A 17,806-nucleotide genomic window follows, 5' to 3' on the forward strand; every position below is an offset into this window, starting at 1 on the left:
GGGTGGCTGAGTTGACACGGTGAGTGGCCGGGATAAAAGTTAGGGCTGCCTTAGTAAGGCTTGCCTTACTCGACAACTTCCCGGGAGATCTGGTGCCGCATTCTGCGCGTCTGACCGCGTTGCCCTCGCCTGTGCGCAACCCGTTCGATTCCGCGTGGCCGCTCGCTTCGACTGTGTCCGATCGAGACCGGGGGCCGTTGCCGCATGGTTCGCCGGCGGAGGTGTTACGGCGTACGGCGGAGGTCCTGGGTGAGGCCCGCGTCCCGTCGACCGGTGTCGGTGAGTCCGCGGCCCTCGACCTGATCGCGGGGTTGCTCGAGGAGAACGGCATCGACCTGAGCCACCCGCATGCCGCGGCTCATCTGCAGCCGCCGGTGCTGCAGGTCGCGGTGGACGCGGACGCACTGGCGTCGGCGTCGAACGCGTCGATGGACACGTACGACTCCGGCCCGGCGACCCTCGCGATCGAGCGCTGGGTCGTGCAGGCGCTGGCCGGCCTGGCCGGATTCGGCCCGGAGGCCGACGGCGTCCTCACGCCCGGCGGCTCGATCTCGAACCTGCTCGCCGTCCTGATCGCCCGCGACGCCGCGGCCGCCTCCGCGGGTGTCGACGTACGTCGGAATGGCCTGCACGGGCTCGATCACCCGGTCGTGTTCTGCTCCGAGCTCGCACACTTCTCGGTCCAGCGAGCCTGCGCCGCCCTCGGGCTCGGTGAGTCCGCAGCCATCACGATCGCCTCCGACGAGAACTTCCGGATGCGGACCGACGTCCTCGCCGACGAGCTGGCCAAGCCCGGCCGCATACCGGTCGCGGTCATCGCGACGGCCGGTACGACGGACTTCGGCTCGGTCGACCCGATCGCGCCGATCGCGGAGCTGGCCCGGCGGTACGGCGCGTGGATGCACGTGGACGCGGCGTACGGGTTCGGGGCGCTGTTCTCGGACCGGCTCGCGCCGTTGCTGGCCGACCTGGCGCACGCGGATTCGGTCACGCTGGACCTGCACAAGATCGGCTGGCAGCCGGCCGCGACCAGCGTGTTGCTGGTGGCCGACCGCAACCGGTTCACGGCCTTCGACCGCTCGGTCGACTACCTCAATCCGGCCGACGACATCGACTCCGGGCTGGACGGCCTGCTCGGCCGCAGCCTGCAGACCACGCGCCGTCCGGATGCGGTCAAAGTCGCGACCACGCTGACGGCATACGGACGGGCCGGACTGGGCAGAATGCTCGACACCTGCCACGAGCTCGCGCACGCCGCCGCGGCCCGGGTCGTTGCCGACAGCAACCTCGAGTTGCTGGCGCCGGTGACCCTGACCACGGTGTTGTTCCGGGTCGCGGGGCAGGGCTTGGAGGCGACCGCGGCGGACGCCCTCCAGGGCGAGGTCCGGCGCCGGTTGCTGACGTCCGGGCGGGTGCTGATCGGCCGGACCAGGATCCCGGCCCGAGGTGGCCGGCCGGCCGTGGTCGCGTTGAAGCTGACGCTGCTCAACCCGAACGCCACCGCCGCGGACATCGAGAACCTGCTCGACCAGGTGGTCGCCACCGGCCTCGACGTACGGGCGGATCCGACCGGCGCGGCGGAGCGGGGAAGGACCGCGGACAGCGAAGGAGCAGCGTGACAGGACTTTCGGCCGGGGCAGGGACACAGGCGCATCTGAATGCGATCCTGCGGTGCTTCACCCGCGAGACATCGGTTCCGGTGGCGGTCGGTCCGCTGACTCTGAAGGTCGGCGACTCGACCGTGACGGCATGGGTCGAGTACGCGTCGCGGACCGGCTTGCACCAGTTCACCGACGTACTGGTGGACGGCGTACCGCCGGCTCCCGAGGAGCTGGTCAGGGTGCTGTCGACGGACGCGGATCCGGCCGAGATCGACGACCTGGCCGCGCGGACCGCGGAGTCGGTGCGCAACGTCGACCTGTTCTGGGCGCAGGCCGGGGGTGAGCGTGGGCCGGGCAGGTTTCTCGAGGTCGAGCAGGCGCTGCTGCTCGGGCATCTGAACCATCCCGCGCCGAAGAGCCGGGACGGACTGAGCGGTGACGAGCTCGCGGCGTACTCGCCGGAGCTCGGCGGCCGCTTCGCAATGCACTGGTTCGAAGCCGACGCCGAGCTGGTGTCGTCGGACCAGGTGGCCGGCGCGCCCTCGCTGCAAGGACTGGACGCCGTGCAGCTGATGGGCGCGCTGGCCGGTATCACTGCGTCGGCCGGGCGGGTGCTGATCCCGGCCCACCCGTGGCAGGCGGCGTCCCTCCTGACGCGCCCGCGAGTCGCTGCGCTGGTCAAGGCGGGCCGCGTGAAGGCGCTCGGACCTTCTGGAGTCGAGTGGTACCCGACCTCCAGCCTGCGGACGGTCTTTCACCCGGACCGGCCGGTGATGCTGAAGCTCTCGCTCGGGCTGCGCATCACCAACTCGCGGCGCGAGTCGACCCCGACCGAGCTGCGGCGCGGGCTGGAGATCAACCGGCTGCTCGATGCGGCGTACAACGCGGGTACGGCGACAGCCCACCCGCGGTTCACGATCGTCCGCGATCCGGCGTGGATTGCTCTTGACGAAGGTGGACCGACGTTGACCGGTCTCGACGTGGCGGTCCGAGAGGTGCCGGCCGACGTCAACAGCTATGCGTGTCTGGCGGGACTCGTCGCGCCGCGGCCGGGCGGAGCGAGCCGGCTGAGCGCGTTCGCGGCCGAGGACCCGACCGGCTGGGTGGCGGCGTACATCGACAACGTGCTCATCCCGATGCTGCATCTGTACGCCGAAACCGGCATCGGCCTGGAAGCACACCAGCAGAACACGTTGGTGCGGTTGGACGGGCTCGGCCGGATCAAGGGTGGTGCGTACCGCGACAACCAGGGCTACTACCTGGCTTCGTCGTACCTGCGTGGTCTGCTCGCCGTGACCGGGCTGCGCGACTCTACGCTCGCTGTGGTCGACGATCCGATTGTCGACGACCGACTGACCTACTACCTGCTGCACAACCAGGCGCTGGCCGTTGTGGGCTGTCTGGCCGCGGACGGGGTCGCGGACGAGTCCGAGCTGCTGGGCGTCGTACGCGATCGGTTGACGTTGGCGTTGCCGTTGCTGAAGGCGGCCGGACCGGATGGGGACCGGCTGGCTCGGCGGTGGCTCGATGCGGAGACGCTGCCGTGTAAGGCCAACATGATGACCCGGCTGCGCGGCATCGACGAGGTGGTTGCACCACTGGATGCCCAGTCGGTCTACCTCGACATCCCGAATCCGCTCCGGCTCGCATGAGGTGGCACTTGGACAACGGTTTCGATGTGCGGCCGGCCAACGCCGAGGACGCCGCCAGGATCGCGGTGTGGATGGCGCAGCCGCACATCCAGCGATGGTGGCATCAGGACTGGTCGGTGGAGCGCTGGGCCGAGGAGATCACCAGGCAAGCGGCGGGGGAGCATTCGACGCCATGCGTCGCCGCTGTGGACGCGGAGGACTTCGGGTACGTCGAGCTGTACCGCGTCCGGCTCGACCGTCTGGCCGAGTACTACAGCGCTCTGGACAACGACTGGGGTGTGCACGTGGCGATCGGCGACGTCACGCGCGTTGGCCGCGGTCTGGGGCGCCAACTACTGCGTGCTCTTGCGGACGCGCTACTGCGGGCCGATCCGGCCTGTGAGCGCGTTGTGGCCGAGCCCGACATTCAGAACACACCGTCCGTCCGCGCATTCGCGGCGGCGGGATTTGTCCAGCAAGGGGAGCTACAGCTGCCCGAGAAGACAGCGGTACTGATGGTCCGGACCCGGACTGTGGAGGATTGACATGTACGACGTGATCGCGATCGGCTGTGGGCCGTTCAACCTCGGACTGGCCGCGCTGGCGTCCGGTGTGGACCTGGATGTGGCGGTGCTGGACAGCCGGCCGGAGTTCACCTGGCACCGGGGCCTGATGTTCGACGACGCGATGCTGCAGGTGTCGTTCCTGGCCGATCTGGTGTCATTGGTGGAGCCCGCGCATCACCTGTCGTTCCTGTCGTTTCTGAAGGACAACGACCGGCTTTACCAGTTCTACGTCCGGGAGAAGTTCCACCCGACGCGGCGGGAGTACGAGACGTACCTGCGGTGGTGTGCGGCGCAGCTGGACTCCTTGCACTTCGGTCACCAGGTCCGTTCGGCTACCTGGAACGGCTCGGCGTTCGAGCTGACTGTTGAGCGCGGGGATGCGGTAGAGACCTTCGAAGCGCGGCATCTGGTCGTTGGCGTCGGCACCGAGCCGTTCGTACCCGCTGCGCTGAGTGGGCTGCCTTCCGAGCGCTTCCTGCACTCGGCCGACTACCTGTTCCGTCGGGACGACCTGCTGCAGTCAGGACGCGTGACCGTGGTCGGCTCGGGCCAGTCCGGTGCTGAGTGCGCACTCGACCTGCTGCGCGCGAACGGTCCCGCGGTCTCGTGGCTGACGCGCACACCGTCGTTCGCACCACTCGACTACTCGAAGTTGGTGCTGGAGATGACGACGCCTTCGTACGTCGACTATTTCCACGCCCTGGACGAGCCTGCGCGCGACAAGCTCGTGAAGGACCAATGGCGGCACTACAAGGGCATTTCGTCGGAAACCCTCGACGACATTCACGACGTGCTGTACCAGCGGGACTTGAGCGCCGCACCGGTCGACCTGCAGTGCGGTGTGGCCGTGGTGTCCGCTGTGGCTCGCGCAGATGGCCTCGAGCTGACCATGCAGCACGCTGACAGCGGTAAGACCTTCCAGCACCTGACCGGTGCGCTGGTGGCCGCCACTGGCTACCGCAACCGCCCACTACCGTTCATGGCGACCCTGGAGGATCAGGTACGACGGGACGCGGCCGGGCGATGGATGATCAACCGGGACCACAGCGCAGTGACCACCGACGAGTTGGCCGGCCGGATCTTCGTGGCGAACGCCGACTTGCACAGCCATGGTGTTGCCGCGCCGGACCTCGGCATCGGGGCGATCCGCAATGCGACGATCCTGAACAGCATTGCCGGACGAGAGGTGTTCCGGCTACCCAAGTCCACTGCGTTCACGACCTTCGCCATCCCCGGATGAGCGAATGGACCCGTTGCTCGGCAGACCTGCTGGCGAAGCTGATCTCACAGTTCTGCACGGAGAGCCTGCTGCAGCCCGTCGACAACCGTCTCGACCTCGGTGGGGTTTCGTACACGTTCGAAGCGACCCGTGGTGCCTTCGGGAGTTGGCGAGTCGACCCTGACTCGATCCGCCGAACCACTGCTGGCATCCTCGGCAACGACGAGAGCGAGGTGGCCACCGACCCGATCCAGTTCTTCGTCGAGGCAGCCGGCGTACTGGGGTTGGATGGGTCGACCGTGGCCGGGTATGTCGCGGAACTGACCAGCACACTGGCGGCCGACGTACGTCTCGCAGCTACCGCTGTCGCGCCTGCCGAGCTGCTGGAGTTGCATCACAGCCGGCTCGAAGGGTATTTGACCGGGCATCCGTTGCTGGTGGCAAACAAAGGGCGACTGGGGTTCTCTGCGTCGGACAGTCTGCGTTATGCGCCGGAGGCACGGACACCGTTGCGTTTGGTGTGGCTCGCCGTACGGCGAGGTCTGGCCGAGTTCCGCGGTACCCCAGATCTGTCGGAACACGCAGTCATCGTCCGCGAACTGGATCCCGCCACGATCGCGGCCTTCCGCGCCCAGCTGGTCGACCCAGACAGCTATGTCTGGCTCCCATGCCACCCATGGCAACTCGATCACGTGATCCGCACGCAGTGGGCCCGCGAGCTGGCCACCGGTGAGATCGTCGTACTGGGGGAGGGGCCGCACGAGTACCTCCCGACCCAATCCATCCGCACCATGGTCAACGTCTCCTCGGCGGACCGCTACCAGGTCAAGCTTCCCCTGAAGATCCTCAACACATCTGTCTACCGAGGCATCCCCGAACACTGCACGCTGGCCGCTCCGATGATCACGCAGTGGCTGCGCGGCTTCTGGTACCGCGACGAGGTCTTCCAGGAGCTCGGCACCGAGCTGTTGGGCGAAGTCGCCTCGGTGACCGTCCGCCACCCGCAACTCTCCACGGCGCCCGGAATCCCTTACCAGTGGACCGAAACCCTCGGCGTGATCTGGCGAGACCCCGTCGACCCACGGCTGCGTGAGGGCGAGACCGTCTGGCCCCTGGCCGCGGTACTCCACCCCGGCCTGGCCCAAGAAATGATCAAGCGCTCCGACGCCTTCAGCTGGATCAGCGCCCTCCTGGGCACGCTGCTCCGCCCCCTGCTTCATCTGATGCATCACTACGGCATCACCGTGAACCCCCACGGCGAGAACCTGGCCATCATCTGCACCCCCGCCGGCCTCCCGCATCGCCTGGTGATCAAGGACCTGGTCGACGACATCAACCTCTCCACCGCGCACATAGATGCCCGAGGCAACGAACCGGACTTGCACGCCCGCGTCCTGCCGAGGAAGCCCTGGCACATCCTCCGCCAGTACGTCGTGGACGCCCTCCTCCTGGGCGTCCTCAACCCGCTGGCCGACCTGGCCCTGATCCCACCCGACACCTTCTGGTCCCTCACCCGCGCCGAGATCGACCGCTACGCCGACGCCCACCCCGAGTACGCCGACCGCCTGGCAGCCACCGCCTTCACCGGCGAAACCTTCGCCCGCTACCCCCTCAACGCCTACCGCCTGACCCTCGGCTACACCGACCTCGCCACCCGCCCCCCAATCCCCACCACCGGCACCATCCCCAACCCGCTTCACGAGTCACCACGCACGAACTGACGCGCGCCGACCGCACCGATCAGCGTGAGCCAGGCGAGCGTGACCAGAGCGCCGGTGGTCGCGGTCAGTACGGCGTCAGTCGGCGCGTAGAGCTGGGCGGCGGCGCGATCGGGCAGCTAGCGGGCGTAGTCGGTGAGGTGCGCGAGGATCGGCGAGACGACCACGACGAGGCACAGTACCGCGATGAGCGCCGTGACGAGGTGATGGACGAGCAGTGCGACGGCGTGCGCGAGTAATCCGATCAGCATGAGGTACGCCGCCGTACCAGCCAATCGCCTGGTGTCCGCTGCCGCTCCGTCCAGCAGCCTTTGCGTGAGTGCCGCAGCCGTAGTACTTGCCACGGCTGTTGTGGCGACGACAAGCAGTGCGGCCGCGGTCTTGCCCATGATCAGCAGCCCGAGGGCGGGTACGGCGGTCAATGACGTGCGGAGTTGGCGACCGGCGTACTCGTGAGCGACAGGTACGATCCCGATGAGCACCAGGCCGGCCTGGACGTACGGGACGACATCGACCGGAATCGCCGCCCTGACCTGTGCTGCGGCGATGAGGACTGCGACGAGAATCGTCCCGGTCAGGGTGAGAGCCGTGAGTGGCAGCGTCCGGAGTTTGTCGAGCTCCGCGAGTACGACCTCCCGCAACGACATCAGGCGTCCCGCGGCGCGAACACGACCGCCGCGGCCGCGCAGAACGCCAACGCCCAGCCGGCCATCACGAACCCGCCCGGCACTGCGCCCAGCCCGCCCCCGATCTGGCTGGGACCGAAGAGGCGGCGGCCGGCCATGTCAGGCAACCACAGCGCGAGTGGGGTGAGCTTCGACAGCAGGAGCGAGACGGACACGACGGAGCTGTTGACGATCATGACGATCAGCGGGACGAGACCGTTGCGGATCATCACGGTGACCGCCAGGCCGATCAGGCCACTCAACGCCTAGTACAGCGTTCCGCCGAGGCAGCGACTCAGGGCCTCAGGGAGGCCGACGGTCTCGCTTGCAGCGTCGCCGATGACTGCCCTCGCGATGCCGATTGCGAGCGGCAGGGTGACCACGGCGATCGCCAGGACGAACAGGACGACTGTGATCGCCTTCGCGACCAGCAGCCGGACGCGTTGCGGAGTCGCGACGAGGCTGGTGATGATCTGCCGGCCACCATTAATAGCACCGCCGGCATCGGTGCTGTTGGTGGTGTATTCGCTGCTGAAGAGGACGACTCCGATGACGACCGCGCCGACCGTAGCCAGCGGCATGATCGCGAACGCGGTCTCGAGAGGCGACGTGAACCCCCGCTGCGTGGCGCGACCCGCATCCAGCGCGGAACGGATCTGCACTGCGTTGAGCAGGGTCACTCCGATTGTTCCCACCAGGGTCACGCCCAGGCCGACCCGGACCGCCCGGAGGGTGGCTGCCTTACGCAGTTCGGCGACGAGCAACTTCATCGAGCCGCCTCCTGCTCGTTCGTGGTGAGCGCGAAGAATGCCGTTTCCAGATCGGCGTACCCGGCCGTCACCTCGGCGAGCGTGCCGGCCTTGACGATGCGGCCCGCTGCGATCACGACGAGATCGTCGGCCACGCCCGTCACTTCGCTCATCAGGTGGCTGGACAACAGGACCGTGCCGCCGGTCGGCGCCAGCGGCTTCCTCCTCAAAGACGTCGAGCCCGACCGCCTGATCGACGCAGTACGACGAACCCACGCCGGCGAATCCCTCTTCGCCCCCACCATCCCGACCCGCCTGGTCGAGCACTACCTGACCCGCGCCACCCCCGAACCCAAGCTCCCCTCCTGACCCCCCGAGAGTCCCAAGTCCTGACCCTCATAGGCCAAGGCCTGTCCAACCAAGAAATCACCCAAGCCCTCCACATCTCCCCAGGCACAGCCAAAACCCACATAGGCAACCTACGAACCAAACTCCAAGTCCGAGACCGAGCCCAACTGGTAATAGCCGCCTACGACCACCACCTGGTAACCCCGACCCTTCCGCCTAAGGGTCGATCGGCGGTCCCGCCAAGTCCGACTGTTAAGACACGCGATCGGGTCCTTGCCGTCGGGCCTTCACTACCGGTAAGAAGGCTCATGCATTTGCTCCGTGCAGGCGGGGTGTGATGGTGCACATCCTCCCTCCTGATCACGTTCCGCCAGGGCTCTCTACAATTCGGTCACTCTCAGTCGCTCTCAGTCGAGAGCGACCACATGGCGTGGTCGTGTTGACACTTAGCGCGACATCCGGTTTAGTCTGTCAGGTTCGTAGTTTGACTTGGACGGAGTGCACGGGGTGACGCTTGTCGATCCTTCTACAACGGAGAATCTCGTTGTAGATCATGTTTCGCCGACTTCAGCTCCGAGCGCGGTGCCTCCGGTCGGGACGCCGAGTGCCGAGGTTCTCCGCCTGATAGAAGAGCTGACCAGGCACCGGGAAGTCATGACCAGTCACTGGTCGGACGACACCATCTATCCGGGCTTCAGAGCAACGAAGACTGATGACCAGCCAGAGTCGCATGGACAGTGTGGAGTCAGTTCTGCGTGGCTCTTGCGCCGCATGACTCGGTCGTGGCGCTCCCAAGCTCGCTATTGCGTCGGCGACGTCTATTTCACCGCGGGCGAGCGTTCAGTCGAGAAGTTTCACTGTTGGGTTGAGATCGGGGACGAGTCGTCACCGGAGCGTCTGGTCATCGATCTGACGAGCGACCAGTTCAAGGCATTCAACGGTGAGTCGTTGGTCTGCGAGGAGCATGGCAGGCTGATAAGTCGCTCGATCGAATACAGAGCCTCCAGCCGGAGGGCTTTCAAGCAGCTCCGTGGCGACTCTGTCTGGGGGAGATTCAAGGTCCTCGATCGGTCGATGAAGCCGACACCACTTCAGAAGCTCCGCAAAGTATTGCCAGTTGGCACGCACCGCGGACAAAGCGACGTCATTGTTCCAGGCGAGGGTCGGGTTGCCGACGCTCAGGCTGCCTAGACCTTCCTGCTTTCTGTCACACATCCAGTTGAGCTCAGGTGACTGACCGTTGGTGGTCGGTCGGGAGGCAGATCGTTGTCCAGTACCGACCAGGAACCCGATGCTGTTCTGTCGGCCGGTCAAGGGTTGTCGGGCGCCGCAGTCTCGACGCCTCGGGTTTCGCTCGAGACCTGCCGTGGACAGGAAGCGGAGTTCGCGGAGGCGCTAGCGTCTGTGGCGGACAGGTTTGGGGTGGCACGTCGCGCGTTGACCGTCCGGACCTTGCTGCACCTGCCGCGATTGGCTCGGCCCGACGGTACCGTCGCAGCCAATCAGGTGCGAGCCGAGCTGAGGCGCAATGCGGAGCGGTTGCGGCGTGATCAGGAGAGCATCGAGAGCCTGATTCCGAAGGATCGTTATCCGCTGACAGACCTGGAGTTCGTGCGGCTCGGTGGCAGTCAGGCGCATCAGATCTTCAGTACTCTGCACTACTTGCGAAGCGCACGGGCCGGCTCGATCAACTTCGCGTTGGTGGATCCGGTCCGACGAGTGCCGGTGACCTTGTGCAGTGTTTCGCCGCTGGAATGGGTGCGCGTCGGACGGCAGCTTCAGAGTCAGTTCGACGTACCGGTCGGCGCGGCCTGGGACGTATCGCGGGTGTATTCCTTCGACGTAGCCCCGGTCAACGCGATCTCGTACCTCCTGTCGAAGGTTCGGCAGGCGATCCGGCGTGAGATTCCCGGCGTCCAGCTTTTGACAACTGCGGTCGATCCGAACCTGGGTTTCGGCGGTGCGAGCTACCGGTCGTCCAATTGGCAACAGTGGATGTCGATCAAAGCGCGGCCGTACCTGTATGTCGACGGCGTGTACACGAGCCCGCGTCAGCTCCGGACCACCTTTGGTGGCGCGAACCTTGCCGAGCTTCGTCGTATCCACCGCGAACGCCGCTTCGAGCAGAGCCGGGCCGCTCTGCTCGACTCGCTGATCTTCTGCTGCCGGCTCCGCGGTGAGACCGAGCAGGTCGCAGCCGACGAGTACCGGCTCCTGCGTCGCTGACTCCCTAACTCGATCCGCCGTTGAGGGAAAAGGGTGATCTCGCGAGCAAGGCTTCGATGCGGTCGCGGTCCGGCATGGAGTTGGGGAGTGGGAAGTCGGCGACCGCGCACGACATCGCCGCGGCGGCCCACAGTGCGACCTCGCCGGTGAACTTCCGGTCGTTGTCGATCAGCCTGGCTGCGAGGGCTGCGCAGAACGCGTCCCTGGACGCTGCCGACTCCTTGTAGATCGACGGGACGATCGGCACGCTGAGCGCGTCATCGGAGGGTCCGGAATAGATCGTGCAGCCACCGTTGGCCAGCAGGCAGAGCGTCTCCACACCGAAGGCGACCAGGGTTCGGGCGACCGGATCCGGGTCGAACGGGCCAAGGTCCTGGGAGACGAGATACCCGAGCTCCCACGGATGAGCGACAAGGTAGTCGATCCGTGCGAAGGTGTCGCCGGTGATCGGCTCGCCGGCATACGGCTGGCCGGGCGTCACGATCACCAGCGGTCGGCTGCGGCGGACGCGGTGGATCAACGCCAACGTCTGCTGCAGTGTTTCGCGAGGTGTCTCGAACGTCATCAGCACCGCGTCGCAGCCGGCAACCTGATCGTAGTAAGCGGCCAGGTCCTCGGGCTGCAGCGATACCTCGTCCTGGTTGCGCCAATTGACCGCGATGCTGTCGCCCAGTTCCCGCTCGAGAATGCCGGTGAACGGAGTGCGACCACCTCGGACGCGCTTGATCAGGGAAGTGTCGACACCCTCATGGTGCAGATGCTGCATGATCTCGTCGCCGAAACGATCGTCGGCGACTGCGGCGATCAACGAAGTCTTCAACCCGAGGCGAGCTGCCGCAACCGCCTGGGTCAGCGCCTTTCCGCCAGGGGAGAGATCGAAGCCGTAAGCCTCGCTCGAGGTCTCGGGCGCCGGAAGTGACTTGATCCGGAACGTCGCATCCATGACTGCTCCGCCGATCACGATCACCCGGCCGGCCGATGAGGCGTCAAAGGTCGACCTCGGGTCGGCCACGACCTGAGATGTGCGACGCACGAGCTGATTGGCCAGTTCGGTCAGGACGGCGGGTTCGGTGGTGCCTCGAAGTGCTCTGTCGCTGGGTGCCTCGGAAGGCTGATGACCGAGAGCCCCGTGCAGGCGCTGCCAATTGGCCAGGAGCGCAGCGCGGCGACGGCCGAGCGAGCCGCTGTAGAGCTCCCGGGTGACTCGATCGTCAACCTCGGTCTGCAGATGCAGCGCGAGGATTGCGTCGGCGACTACCTGCCGGGTGCCGTGCAGATCCTCTCGCACGCACTTGGCAACCAGGTCGACGGCAGCGACTGCCAAGTGGAGATCGTCGGTGCCGGCGAAGTGGCGGCTTGCGGCCAGGTCCAGCAAGGGAGCCGCGAGACCAGCTCGCTCTGAACGGAGGCGGTCGACGGTGAGGCCGTCACGGGTGCGGAGCTTTTCGAGGACGCTGGCGAGCAAGCGCGCTTTGGCTATCCGCTCGTCGCGGCTACCGGACATCGGGTCCCACCATCTCCTTGGGTAGGCGCCGTGGCCGGGTGGCCACGGCGCCGTTTGTCAGCGTTGTTCTTGGGCGGTGTTGGATTGGGCGTCCGGCAGGCCCGCGCGGAGGTCGCTCGGAGCCACAGTGGTAGGGGGAACGTCGCTGTGGACCGCGTCGACGATGGTGTAGACGCCGAAGCAGACAGCCGTCATTGCCAGTGCGCCGAGGAAGATGAGGACCTTCCTCCAGTTCTTGGCGATCGCGAAGGAAAAGCCGAAGATCAGCAGCAGTGCGAGTGCTTGGTTGCCGGCCATGGTGTCCCTCGTTCCTTGATCTTGCGCGTCCGACGAGCTCGGGGTTCCGGTCCCTGTCGAATCCGCTGGCGATGCTGGTGGCATCTGCCTTCATGGTCAGCTCGTGCAGTTGAGAAATGCAGTAGTGACTTTTGCCACCTGTGGCGTGACTTTGGCACCTGTAGATGGGCACCGGCGCACCGGCGATCTGCCAATCCGACGGCGGATGCTGCCAATTGGCAGCTCAGTCGGCGTCGCCGGCGGCAATCTGGCGATACTTCTCGTCGACCGTGGCGCGGCTGGGGTGTGCGGGGGCGCGGTGATAGTTCTCGGCGAAGCTGGCCATGGCGGCGGCAGCCCAGCGGATGGCGTCACCGGTCAGGGAGACGTCTTCGATCAGGCGGGCTGCCAGAGCGGCGCAGAAGGCGTCTCGGGTGATCGAGGACTCTCTGAGGCCGGAGTGCGGAACCGGGATCGGTTCCTGCGGTTTGCCTCGTTCGTAGATCGTTCCACCGCGGTCGACCAAGAGGCAGAGCGAGCGCAGGCCGAGACTGAGGAGGTCGTCGCTGAGGAGTTGAGGGTCGTACTTCGACTCGTCGGAGAAGGCGAACCCTTCGAGCTCCCACAAGTGGGCGACGAGGTAGTCGATCTGCTTGAGGACAGGGCTGAGCAGGTGACCGTCGGCGTAGGGCTGGCCTGGCGTGACGATGACGACCGGCCGGTCGTCGGCGGCGTTGACGAGATTGAGGGTGTGCCGCAGGACGTACTGCGGCAGCTCGAAGGTCAGCAGAAGGACATCGCACGAGGTGATGGCATCGGCGTGCTGGTCGATGGTGGCGATGTCGAGTTCGACGCCGTCGCGCCAGACGGCTGCGGAGCTGTTTCCCGCCGGCAGTTCGAGGATCCCGGTGGCCGGCGTCCTGACGCTGTGGGTCCGTGAAGAGTGCTCGATTCTCCTCAGCAATGAGGTGTCGACGCCCTCGTTCTGCAATTGCGACTCGATCTCCTTGCCGTCGTCGTCGCTCGCGATCGCTGCGATCAAGGAGACGTCGAGATCCAGATGAGCGGCGGCGACTGCCTGGCTGTAGCCCTTTCCGCCGGGGGAACGGGTGTAGCTCATCGCCATCGTGGAGGTCGCGACGTCGGGGATCGATCTGATCCGCCAGATGTGGTCGATGGCGACCCCGCCGATCACGACGACCTTTCCGGTGGTGCCCGAATCGAGGGTCTGCGCGATCGGAACGGGGAGCGGTTCACCCGGGTCGGTGAGCTCGATGGTCGGAGTTGGATTCAGCAGCAGGGCGGCGAGGCGTTCGAACACTTCGCTCTCGGTGCGGGCTCGGAGGGTGTGTTCGCCGGGTGGTTCCGCTGTCGGTGCCGAGCCGTGCGCGTTGTGAAGCGCCTCCCAGTGCTCGACGAGGGCGCTCCGGCGGTCGCCCAACCCGCCGAATCTGAAGGCGTGGAGGGCTCGTTTGGAGATGTTCTGTGACCTGTACGTGTCGAGATAGATGCCGAGCTTGAGAATGGCGTCGGCGATGATTCGGTCGGTGACGGCGTCGAGTTCCTGGATCTGCTCGACGATCACTTCGATCGCCGCCTCAGCGGGCTTGTTGCCGCTGCGAACCGCCTGATTCTGCACGACTGGCAGTCGTAGGAGCGGCTGTGCGGCGCGCGCCGATTGGAGGTGTTTGGCAGTGAGACCGTCGTAGCGGCGGAGGGATTCGAAGACCGGCACCAAGTACGACGCCTCGGTCAGGCCTTGGAAAATGTGGTCGGACATGCGACCCCCGGCGACGCGACTGTCAAATGTCCATTATGGGTGAAGTTCGGCCGCGCTGTGGCGGGTTCCGCGCGTCGTCGCGGCACAGCGATCGCTTGATTCGACTACTTCAGGGTGGTGATCCAGTGGGTGGCTTGTTTGGCTTGGGTTCGGCGGTGGTCGTAGGTGGCTCCTACGGTGAGGAGGATGAGGCCGGCGGTGGCCAGGGTGATCCAGCGGGGAATGAGGGGGGCCAGGTCGAGGAACTGCCGGATTCCCACGGTGAGGAGGATGGCGGCGCCGATGAGGAAGGGGGCTTGGAGGCTGCGGTGGGTGCCTAGGAGGATGGTGGCGAGGGCGGCGGCCACTACCAGTGTGACGCGGAGCCAGGTTTGGTTGCTGTCGGCAATTATTGTGCTGGGCACGAGGCCGAGGAGGAGGCCGGGGCCCAGGTAGATCCAGCTGGGTTGGGCGCGCCAGGCGAGGACGCCGATCGCGAGCATGACGACGGCGGGTGGGACGGTGTACCACTCGAGCGTGGTGCCGCCGGCGCCGATGACGAAGACGGTGTTGGCGATGATCAGGAGGAGACCGGCTACCAGGAGGCCCGGTCGGCGTCGGGGATTCATGCCGTAGGCAACTAACGGGGCGGCGATGATGGTGAGGACTACGCCGGCTGCGGTGTCGGTGTCGACGGTCGCGGCCATGACCAGGGCCAGGACGGCGGCGCAGGTGGCTGAGCTGATCAGGACTCGTTCGAGCGGCTGAGCGACGTACCGGCAGGCGATGGCGATGCCGGCGGCGCCGACCACGGCGAGGCTGATAGTGCTGGGCCACCGACCGATGTACTCGTCGATGGCGAACAGGACGATGGTGAATTGCGCGGCCAGGGAAGCGACGCCTGCGGCTGGGGCGGCGTCGACGATCTTGCGTACGGCGGCAAGGACGGCTAGTACGGCGGTGATCGCAGCGAGGTAGCCCAGCTGCCGGACGTCGTCGGTCAGCACGCAGAAGGCCAAGTCGACCGCGGCAACGATAGCGGCGGCGACGTGCAGAACAAGCGCGCGCCGGCCAGTACGACGGGACAGCAGGAGTTCAGCGACGCCGAGGGCGACGACCAAACCCGTGGTCAGCCAGCGGCCAGGGCCGGGGAGTTGGGGGAGGCAGGTGGCGACGGCGAATCCGGCTGCCGCGGCGCAGGCGGCCTCGCCCAGCCCCCAAGGGAAGGCGGCCGGCAGGGGACGCTTGCGGAGGATGACGAGTCCGGTTGCGGCGGCGAGGCAGACGACAGCAGTCGTTGCGATGGTCTTCGAGAGCTTCAGCGGATCGAGAAGGTCGGAGTGCGTCGCCACCAGCCCGAGGAACGTGCGACCCGCGCCGGTGATGAGGATGCCGCAGAAGAGCACGGCGGACGTGATTGCGCCGGTACGTCGGACGATCGCGGTGCCCTGCGCCGATAGGACCAGGGTTATGACCACCTGGGCCAGCATGGCGGCGAGCAGTACCGGGAGGCTCGTGCGATCGACCAGGATCAGCGGGAGCGGGAGTTGACCGGCGATGACCGCGGTGACACCGTACGTCACAACGCGTCGGGCGAGTCGGGTCATCAAGAGGTTGATCAAGGCAAGGGATCCGAAGACGATCGCGCTGTACGTCAGGCCGTCGATGGCGGTCGGTGAGATGAGGCCGAGGGCGCGGACGCCGTACAGATCGACGGTGAGGAGGCCGCAGCCGAGGATCGCGAGGGCCTCCGCGGTACCGGTCAACGAACGCCGGCTCGCGGGGATCGAGCCGGCGAACGCGAGGGCGGCGAGCGTCCCGATGATGACTGCCTGGGCTGCGATCGGGAGGCTGTCCCAGGTGACGGCCAGGAAGGTGACGCCGGCTGCGAGGAGCAGGAGTACGCCGAGGCTCAGGAGTGTGCCTTGTGGGCTCAGCCGGTGTCTTCGCTGGGATTTTTGCGGTCGGGGGAGGCGCTGGGGCTCGCTCAAGCGGGACCGGTACGGCGGAGGGGGCGGTGGATAAACCGGTGGATAACTCCAGGAACGCGCAGGTAAAGGGGGTTGTGCGACCGGTTGGGATGGCGGTCCGGCCTCGACGGTCAGTTGTAGCCGGGTGTTGCAGGTCGGGCAGGTGATTGCGGTGGTCGGCATCGGGTCCTCCTCGGGCTCACCTCACTGTCGCGAAGTGGAACGGGCGGCCGCATGAGTACGTCTACCTAATTCGTGACGTAGGCTGCTGCGGTCCGCCTGTCGGCCAGACCGGTGTGACGAACACGGGGAGCAACATGAAGACTGGACACGTCGAGCTCGCGAGGGCTCAGCAGGAACGTTGGCAGACCGCGTACGCACAGCATCCGCGACTCCACGGCGTAGAGCCGTCCGCGGCGGCGCAGTCGGCGGCCGGGACGTTCGGTGCCGCAGGCATCGATGATGTGCTGGAGCTCGGCGCCGGTCACGGCCGGGACGCGTTTTTCCTGGCCAGGCAGGGTTTCAGCGTTCATGCCACCGATTTCAGCGAGTCGGCGCTGGACCAGTTACGGCTGGAAGCGCAGCGTGAGGGGCTGGACGACCGCGTGACGGCCGCGCTGCACGACGTACGTGACCCTCTACCGCCGGCGGACGCGACAGTCAATGCCGTGTTCGCAAATCTCCTGCTGAACATGGCGTTCTCACGCTCCGAGCTGCGTTCACTGGTTGCCGAGATCCACCGAGTGCTCCGCCCTGGCGGCCTTTTCGTGTACGCCGTCTGGTCCGCCGACGACCCGTGTGCACGCCACTGGCAACGGATGGACGACGGGCTGGCCGTGCACGACGGCTTCGTCGGGCGGTTCTTCGACCGCCAACTGATCGACGAGCTGTCCACGGACTGGGCTCCGGTCGAGCTCACGTCGTACGACGAAGGCCCGAAACCGCACCGGATGTGGCGGGTGACCGTCGCGAAAAGGTGAAGTTCACTGCAGGTACGGCGTGCCAGGTTGCGGTGTGGTCACCAAAGCGAAACCTTGCATTGACGAACCCGGGTGGTTCCGTAAGGCTCTGTCCGCGTCTCACCTTCGACCATCGGAGATCAGCAATGCAGTGGTTCATCGACGTCATCACCAAGCGGTACGCGCAGTTCGACGGCCGGGCCCGACGCAAAGAGTTCTGGATGTACGTGCTCTTCTGGTTCATCGGGTCGGTCATCTTCGGCATCCTCGACCAGATCCTCGGGCTCGACTTCAAGTCGGGCAGCGGCAGCAACGCTCTCCGCGCCGGCGGCTGGTTGGAATACATCTACTACTTGGTGCTGCTGGTACCGACGATCGCCGTGTCGGTGCGGCGGATGCACGACAAGGATCGCAGTGGCTGGTGGGTCCTGATCTGGCTCATCCCCTGCATCGGTTGGATCTGGTTCATCGTGTGGCAGGCCCAGGAGGGCACGCCGGGTGACAACCGGTTCGGTCCGGACCCGAAGGGCGGCGAGCGGTTCGGTCAGCCGGGTGCAGGTCCGGCCGAGCCCGGGTACCCGACGGTCTGATCGACGTCACGCAACAGCAAACGCC

General features: G+C 66.4%; 19 protein-coding genes. 11 read left to right on the top strand and 8 right to left on the bottom strand.

The features are described 5' to 3' along the window. Positions 1-173 precede the first annotated feature (173 nt). The 5 genes from ACWF4Z_RS00215 to ACWF4Z_RS00235 are packed head-to-tail and all read left to right on the top strand — an operon-like array spanning position 174 to position 6,738. The gene (locus ACWF4Z_RS00215; protein ID WP_452240693.1) at positions 174-1,619 is read left to right on the top strand and encodes a pyridoxal phosphate-dependent decarboxylase family protein; all 1,446 of its coding nucleotides are present in this window, start codon (positions 174-176) and stop codon (positions 1,617-1,619) included. Continuing rightward, positions 1,616-3,253 carry an IucA/IucC family protein gene (locus ACWF4Z_RS00220; protein WP_452240694.1) on the top strand — a complete coding sequence of 546 codons (1,638 nt, stop codon included), beginning with the start codon at positions 1,616-1,618 and terminating at the stop codon, positions 3,251-3,253. Before ACWF4Z_RS00215 ends, ACWF4Z_RS00220 begins: the two co-directional genes overlap by 4 nt. Next, complete coding sequence (locus ACWF4Z_RS00225; RefSeq protein WP_452240695.1) at positions 3,250-3,777, top strand: GNAT family N-acetyltransferase; 528 nt, start codon at positions 3,250-3,252, stop codon at positions 3,775-3,777. Before ACWF4Z_RS00220 ends, ACWF4Z_RS00225 begins: the two co-directional genes overlap by 4 nt. Before the next feature lies 1 nt (position 3,778). Next, positions 3,779-5,038, top strand: a complete 1,260-nt coding sequence (locus ACWF4Z_RS00230) for a lysine N(6)-hydroxylase/L-ornithine N(5)-oxygenase family protein (protein WP_452240696.1) — start codon at positions 3,779-3,781, stop codon at positions 5,036-5,038. Beyond that, positions 5,035-6,738: an IucA/IucC family protein gene (locus ACWF4Z_RS00235; protein ID WP_452240697.1), complete on the top strand. Its 1,704-nt coding sequence runs from the start codon at positions 5,035-5,037 to the stop codon at positions 6,736-6,738. The genes ACWF4Z_RS00230 and ACWF4Z_RS00235 overlap by 4 nt, the downstream gene beginning before the upstream one ends. 116 nt (positions 6,739-6,854) lie before the next feature. Here ACWF4Z_RS00235 and ACWF4Z_RS00240 read toward each other — a convergent pair whose 3' ends face one another. Genes ACWF4Z_RS00240 through ACWF4Z_RS00255 form a run of 4 tightly spaced genes read right to left on the bottom strand, consistent with a single transcriptional unit; the run spans position 6,855 to position 8,322 of the window. Next, on the bottom strand, positions 6,855-7,382 hold the full coding sequence (locus tag ACWF4Z_RS00240) for a hypothetical protein (protein WP_452240698.1): 528 nt from the start codon (positions 7,380-7,382) through the stop codon (positions 6,855-6,857). After that, entirely contained in the window at positions 7,382-7,663 is a 282-nt protein-coding gene (locus ACWF4Z_RS00245) for a hypothetical protein (RefSeq protein ID WP_452240699.1), read from the bottom strand. The genes ACWF4Z_RS00240 and ACWF4Z_RS00245 overlap by 1 nt, the downstream gene beginning before the upstream one ends. A 3-nt stretch (positions 7,664-7,666) precedes the next feature. Then, positions 7,667-8,170, bottom strand: coding sequence for a hypothetical protein (locus ACWF4Z_RS00250; protein ID WP_452240700.1), 504 nt, complete (start codon positions 8,168-8,170; stop codon positions 7,667-7,669). Next, a complete protein-coding gene (locus ACWF4Z_RS00255) occupies positions 8,167-8,322 on the bottom strand; it encodes a hypothetical protein (RefSeq protein WP_452240701.1) in 156 nt (51 codons plus the stop codon). The genes ACWF4Z_RS00250 and ACWF4Z_RS00255 overlap by 4 nt, the downstream gene beginning before the upstream one ends. A gap of 22 nt (positions 8,323-8,344) precedes the next feature. On the opposite strand from ACWF4Z_RS00255, the gene ACWF4Z_RS00260 reads away from it, so the two are divergent. The 4 genes from ACWF4Z_RS00260 to ACWF4Z_RS00275 all read left to right on the top strand — a co-directional run bounded on the left by ACWF4Z_RS00260 (position 8,345) and on the right by ACWF4Z_RS00275 (position 10,723). After that, positions 8,345-8,518, top strand: coding sequence for a hypothetical protein (locus ACWF4Z_RS00260; RefSeq protein ID WP_452241308.1), 174 nt, complete (start codon positions 8,345-8,347; stop codon positions 8,516-8,518). A 56-nt stretch (positions 8,519-8,574) separates the two neighbouring features. Continuing rightward, positions 8,575-8,835, top strand: a complete 261-nt coding sequence (locus tag ACWF4Z_RS00265) for a response regulator transcription factor (protein ID WP_452241298.1) — start codon at positions 8,575-8,577, stop codon at positions 8,833-8,835. 169 nt (positions 8,836-9,004) lie between these two features. After that, complete coding sequence (locus tag ACWF4Z_RS00270) at positions 9,005-9,688, top strand: hypothetical protein (RefSeq protein WP_452240702.1); 684 nt, start codon at positions 9,005-9,007, stop codon at positions 9,686-9,688. A 231-nt stretch (positions 9,689-9,919) separates the two neighbouring features. Continuing rightward, a complete protein-coding gene (locus ACWF4Z_RS00275; protein ID WP_452240703.1) occupies positions 9,920-10,723 on the top strand; it encodes a Mom family adenine methylcarbamoylation protein in 804 nt (267 codons plus the stop codon). A 4-nt stretch (positions 10,724-10,727) separates the two neighbouring features. Here ACWF4Z_RS00275 and ACWF4Z_RS00280 read toward each other — a convergent pair whose 3' ends face one another. The 4 genes from ACWF4Z_RS00280 to ACWF4Z_RS00295 all read right to left on the bottom strand — a co-directional run bounded on the left by ACWF4Z_RS00280 (position 10,728) and on the right by ACWF4Z_RS00295 (position 16,253). Next, entirely contained in the window at positions 10,728-12,227 is a 1,500-nt protein-coding gene (locus ACWF4Z_RS00280; RefSeq protein WP_452240704.1) for a carbohydrate kinase family protein, read from the bottom strand. Positions 12,228-12,284: 57 nt separating this feature from the next. Next, positions 12,285-12,524, bottom strand: a complete 240-nt coding sequence (locus ACWF4Z_RS00285) for a hypothetical protein (RefSeq protein ID WP_452240705.1) — start codon at positions 12,522-12,524, stop codon at positions 12,285-12,287. Positions 12,525-12,747: 223 nt separating this feature from the next. Further along, entirely contained in the window at positions 12,748-14,283 is a 1,536-nt protein-coding gene (locus ACWF4Z_RS00290) for a PfkB family carbohydrate kinase (protein WP_452240706.1), read from the bottom strand. A gap of 104 nt (positions 14,284-14,387) precedes the next feature. After that, entirely contained in the window at positions 14,388-16,253 is a 1,866-nt protein-coding gene (locus ACWF4Z_RS00295; RefSeq protein WP_452240707.1) for an SCO7613 C-terminal domain-containing membrane protein, read from the bottom strand. Between the two features lie 296 nt (positions 16,254-16,549). Here ACWF4Z_RS00295 and ACWF4Z_RS00300 point away from each other — a divergent pair, with 296 nt between their 5' ends. Then, positions 16,550-17,212 carry a class I SAM-dependent methyltransferase gene (locus tag ACWF4Z_RS00300; protein ID WP_452240708.1) on the top strand — a complete coding sequence of 221 codons (663 nt, stop codon included), beginning with the start codon at positions 16,550-16,552 and terminating at the stop codon, positions 17,210-17,212. 125 nt (positions 17,213-17,337) lie between these two features. After that, positions 17,338-17,781: a DUF805 domain-containing protein gene (locus tag ACWF4Z_RS00305; protein WP_452240709.1), complete on the top strand. Its 444-nt coding sequence runs from the start codon at positions 17,338-17,340 to the stop codon at positions 17,779-17,781. Positions 17,782-17,806: the final 25 nt, after the last annotated feature.

The sequence above is a fragment of the Kribbella sp. NPDC055071 genome, assembly GCF_053608045.1.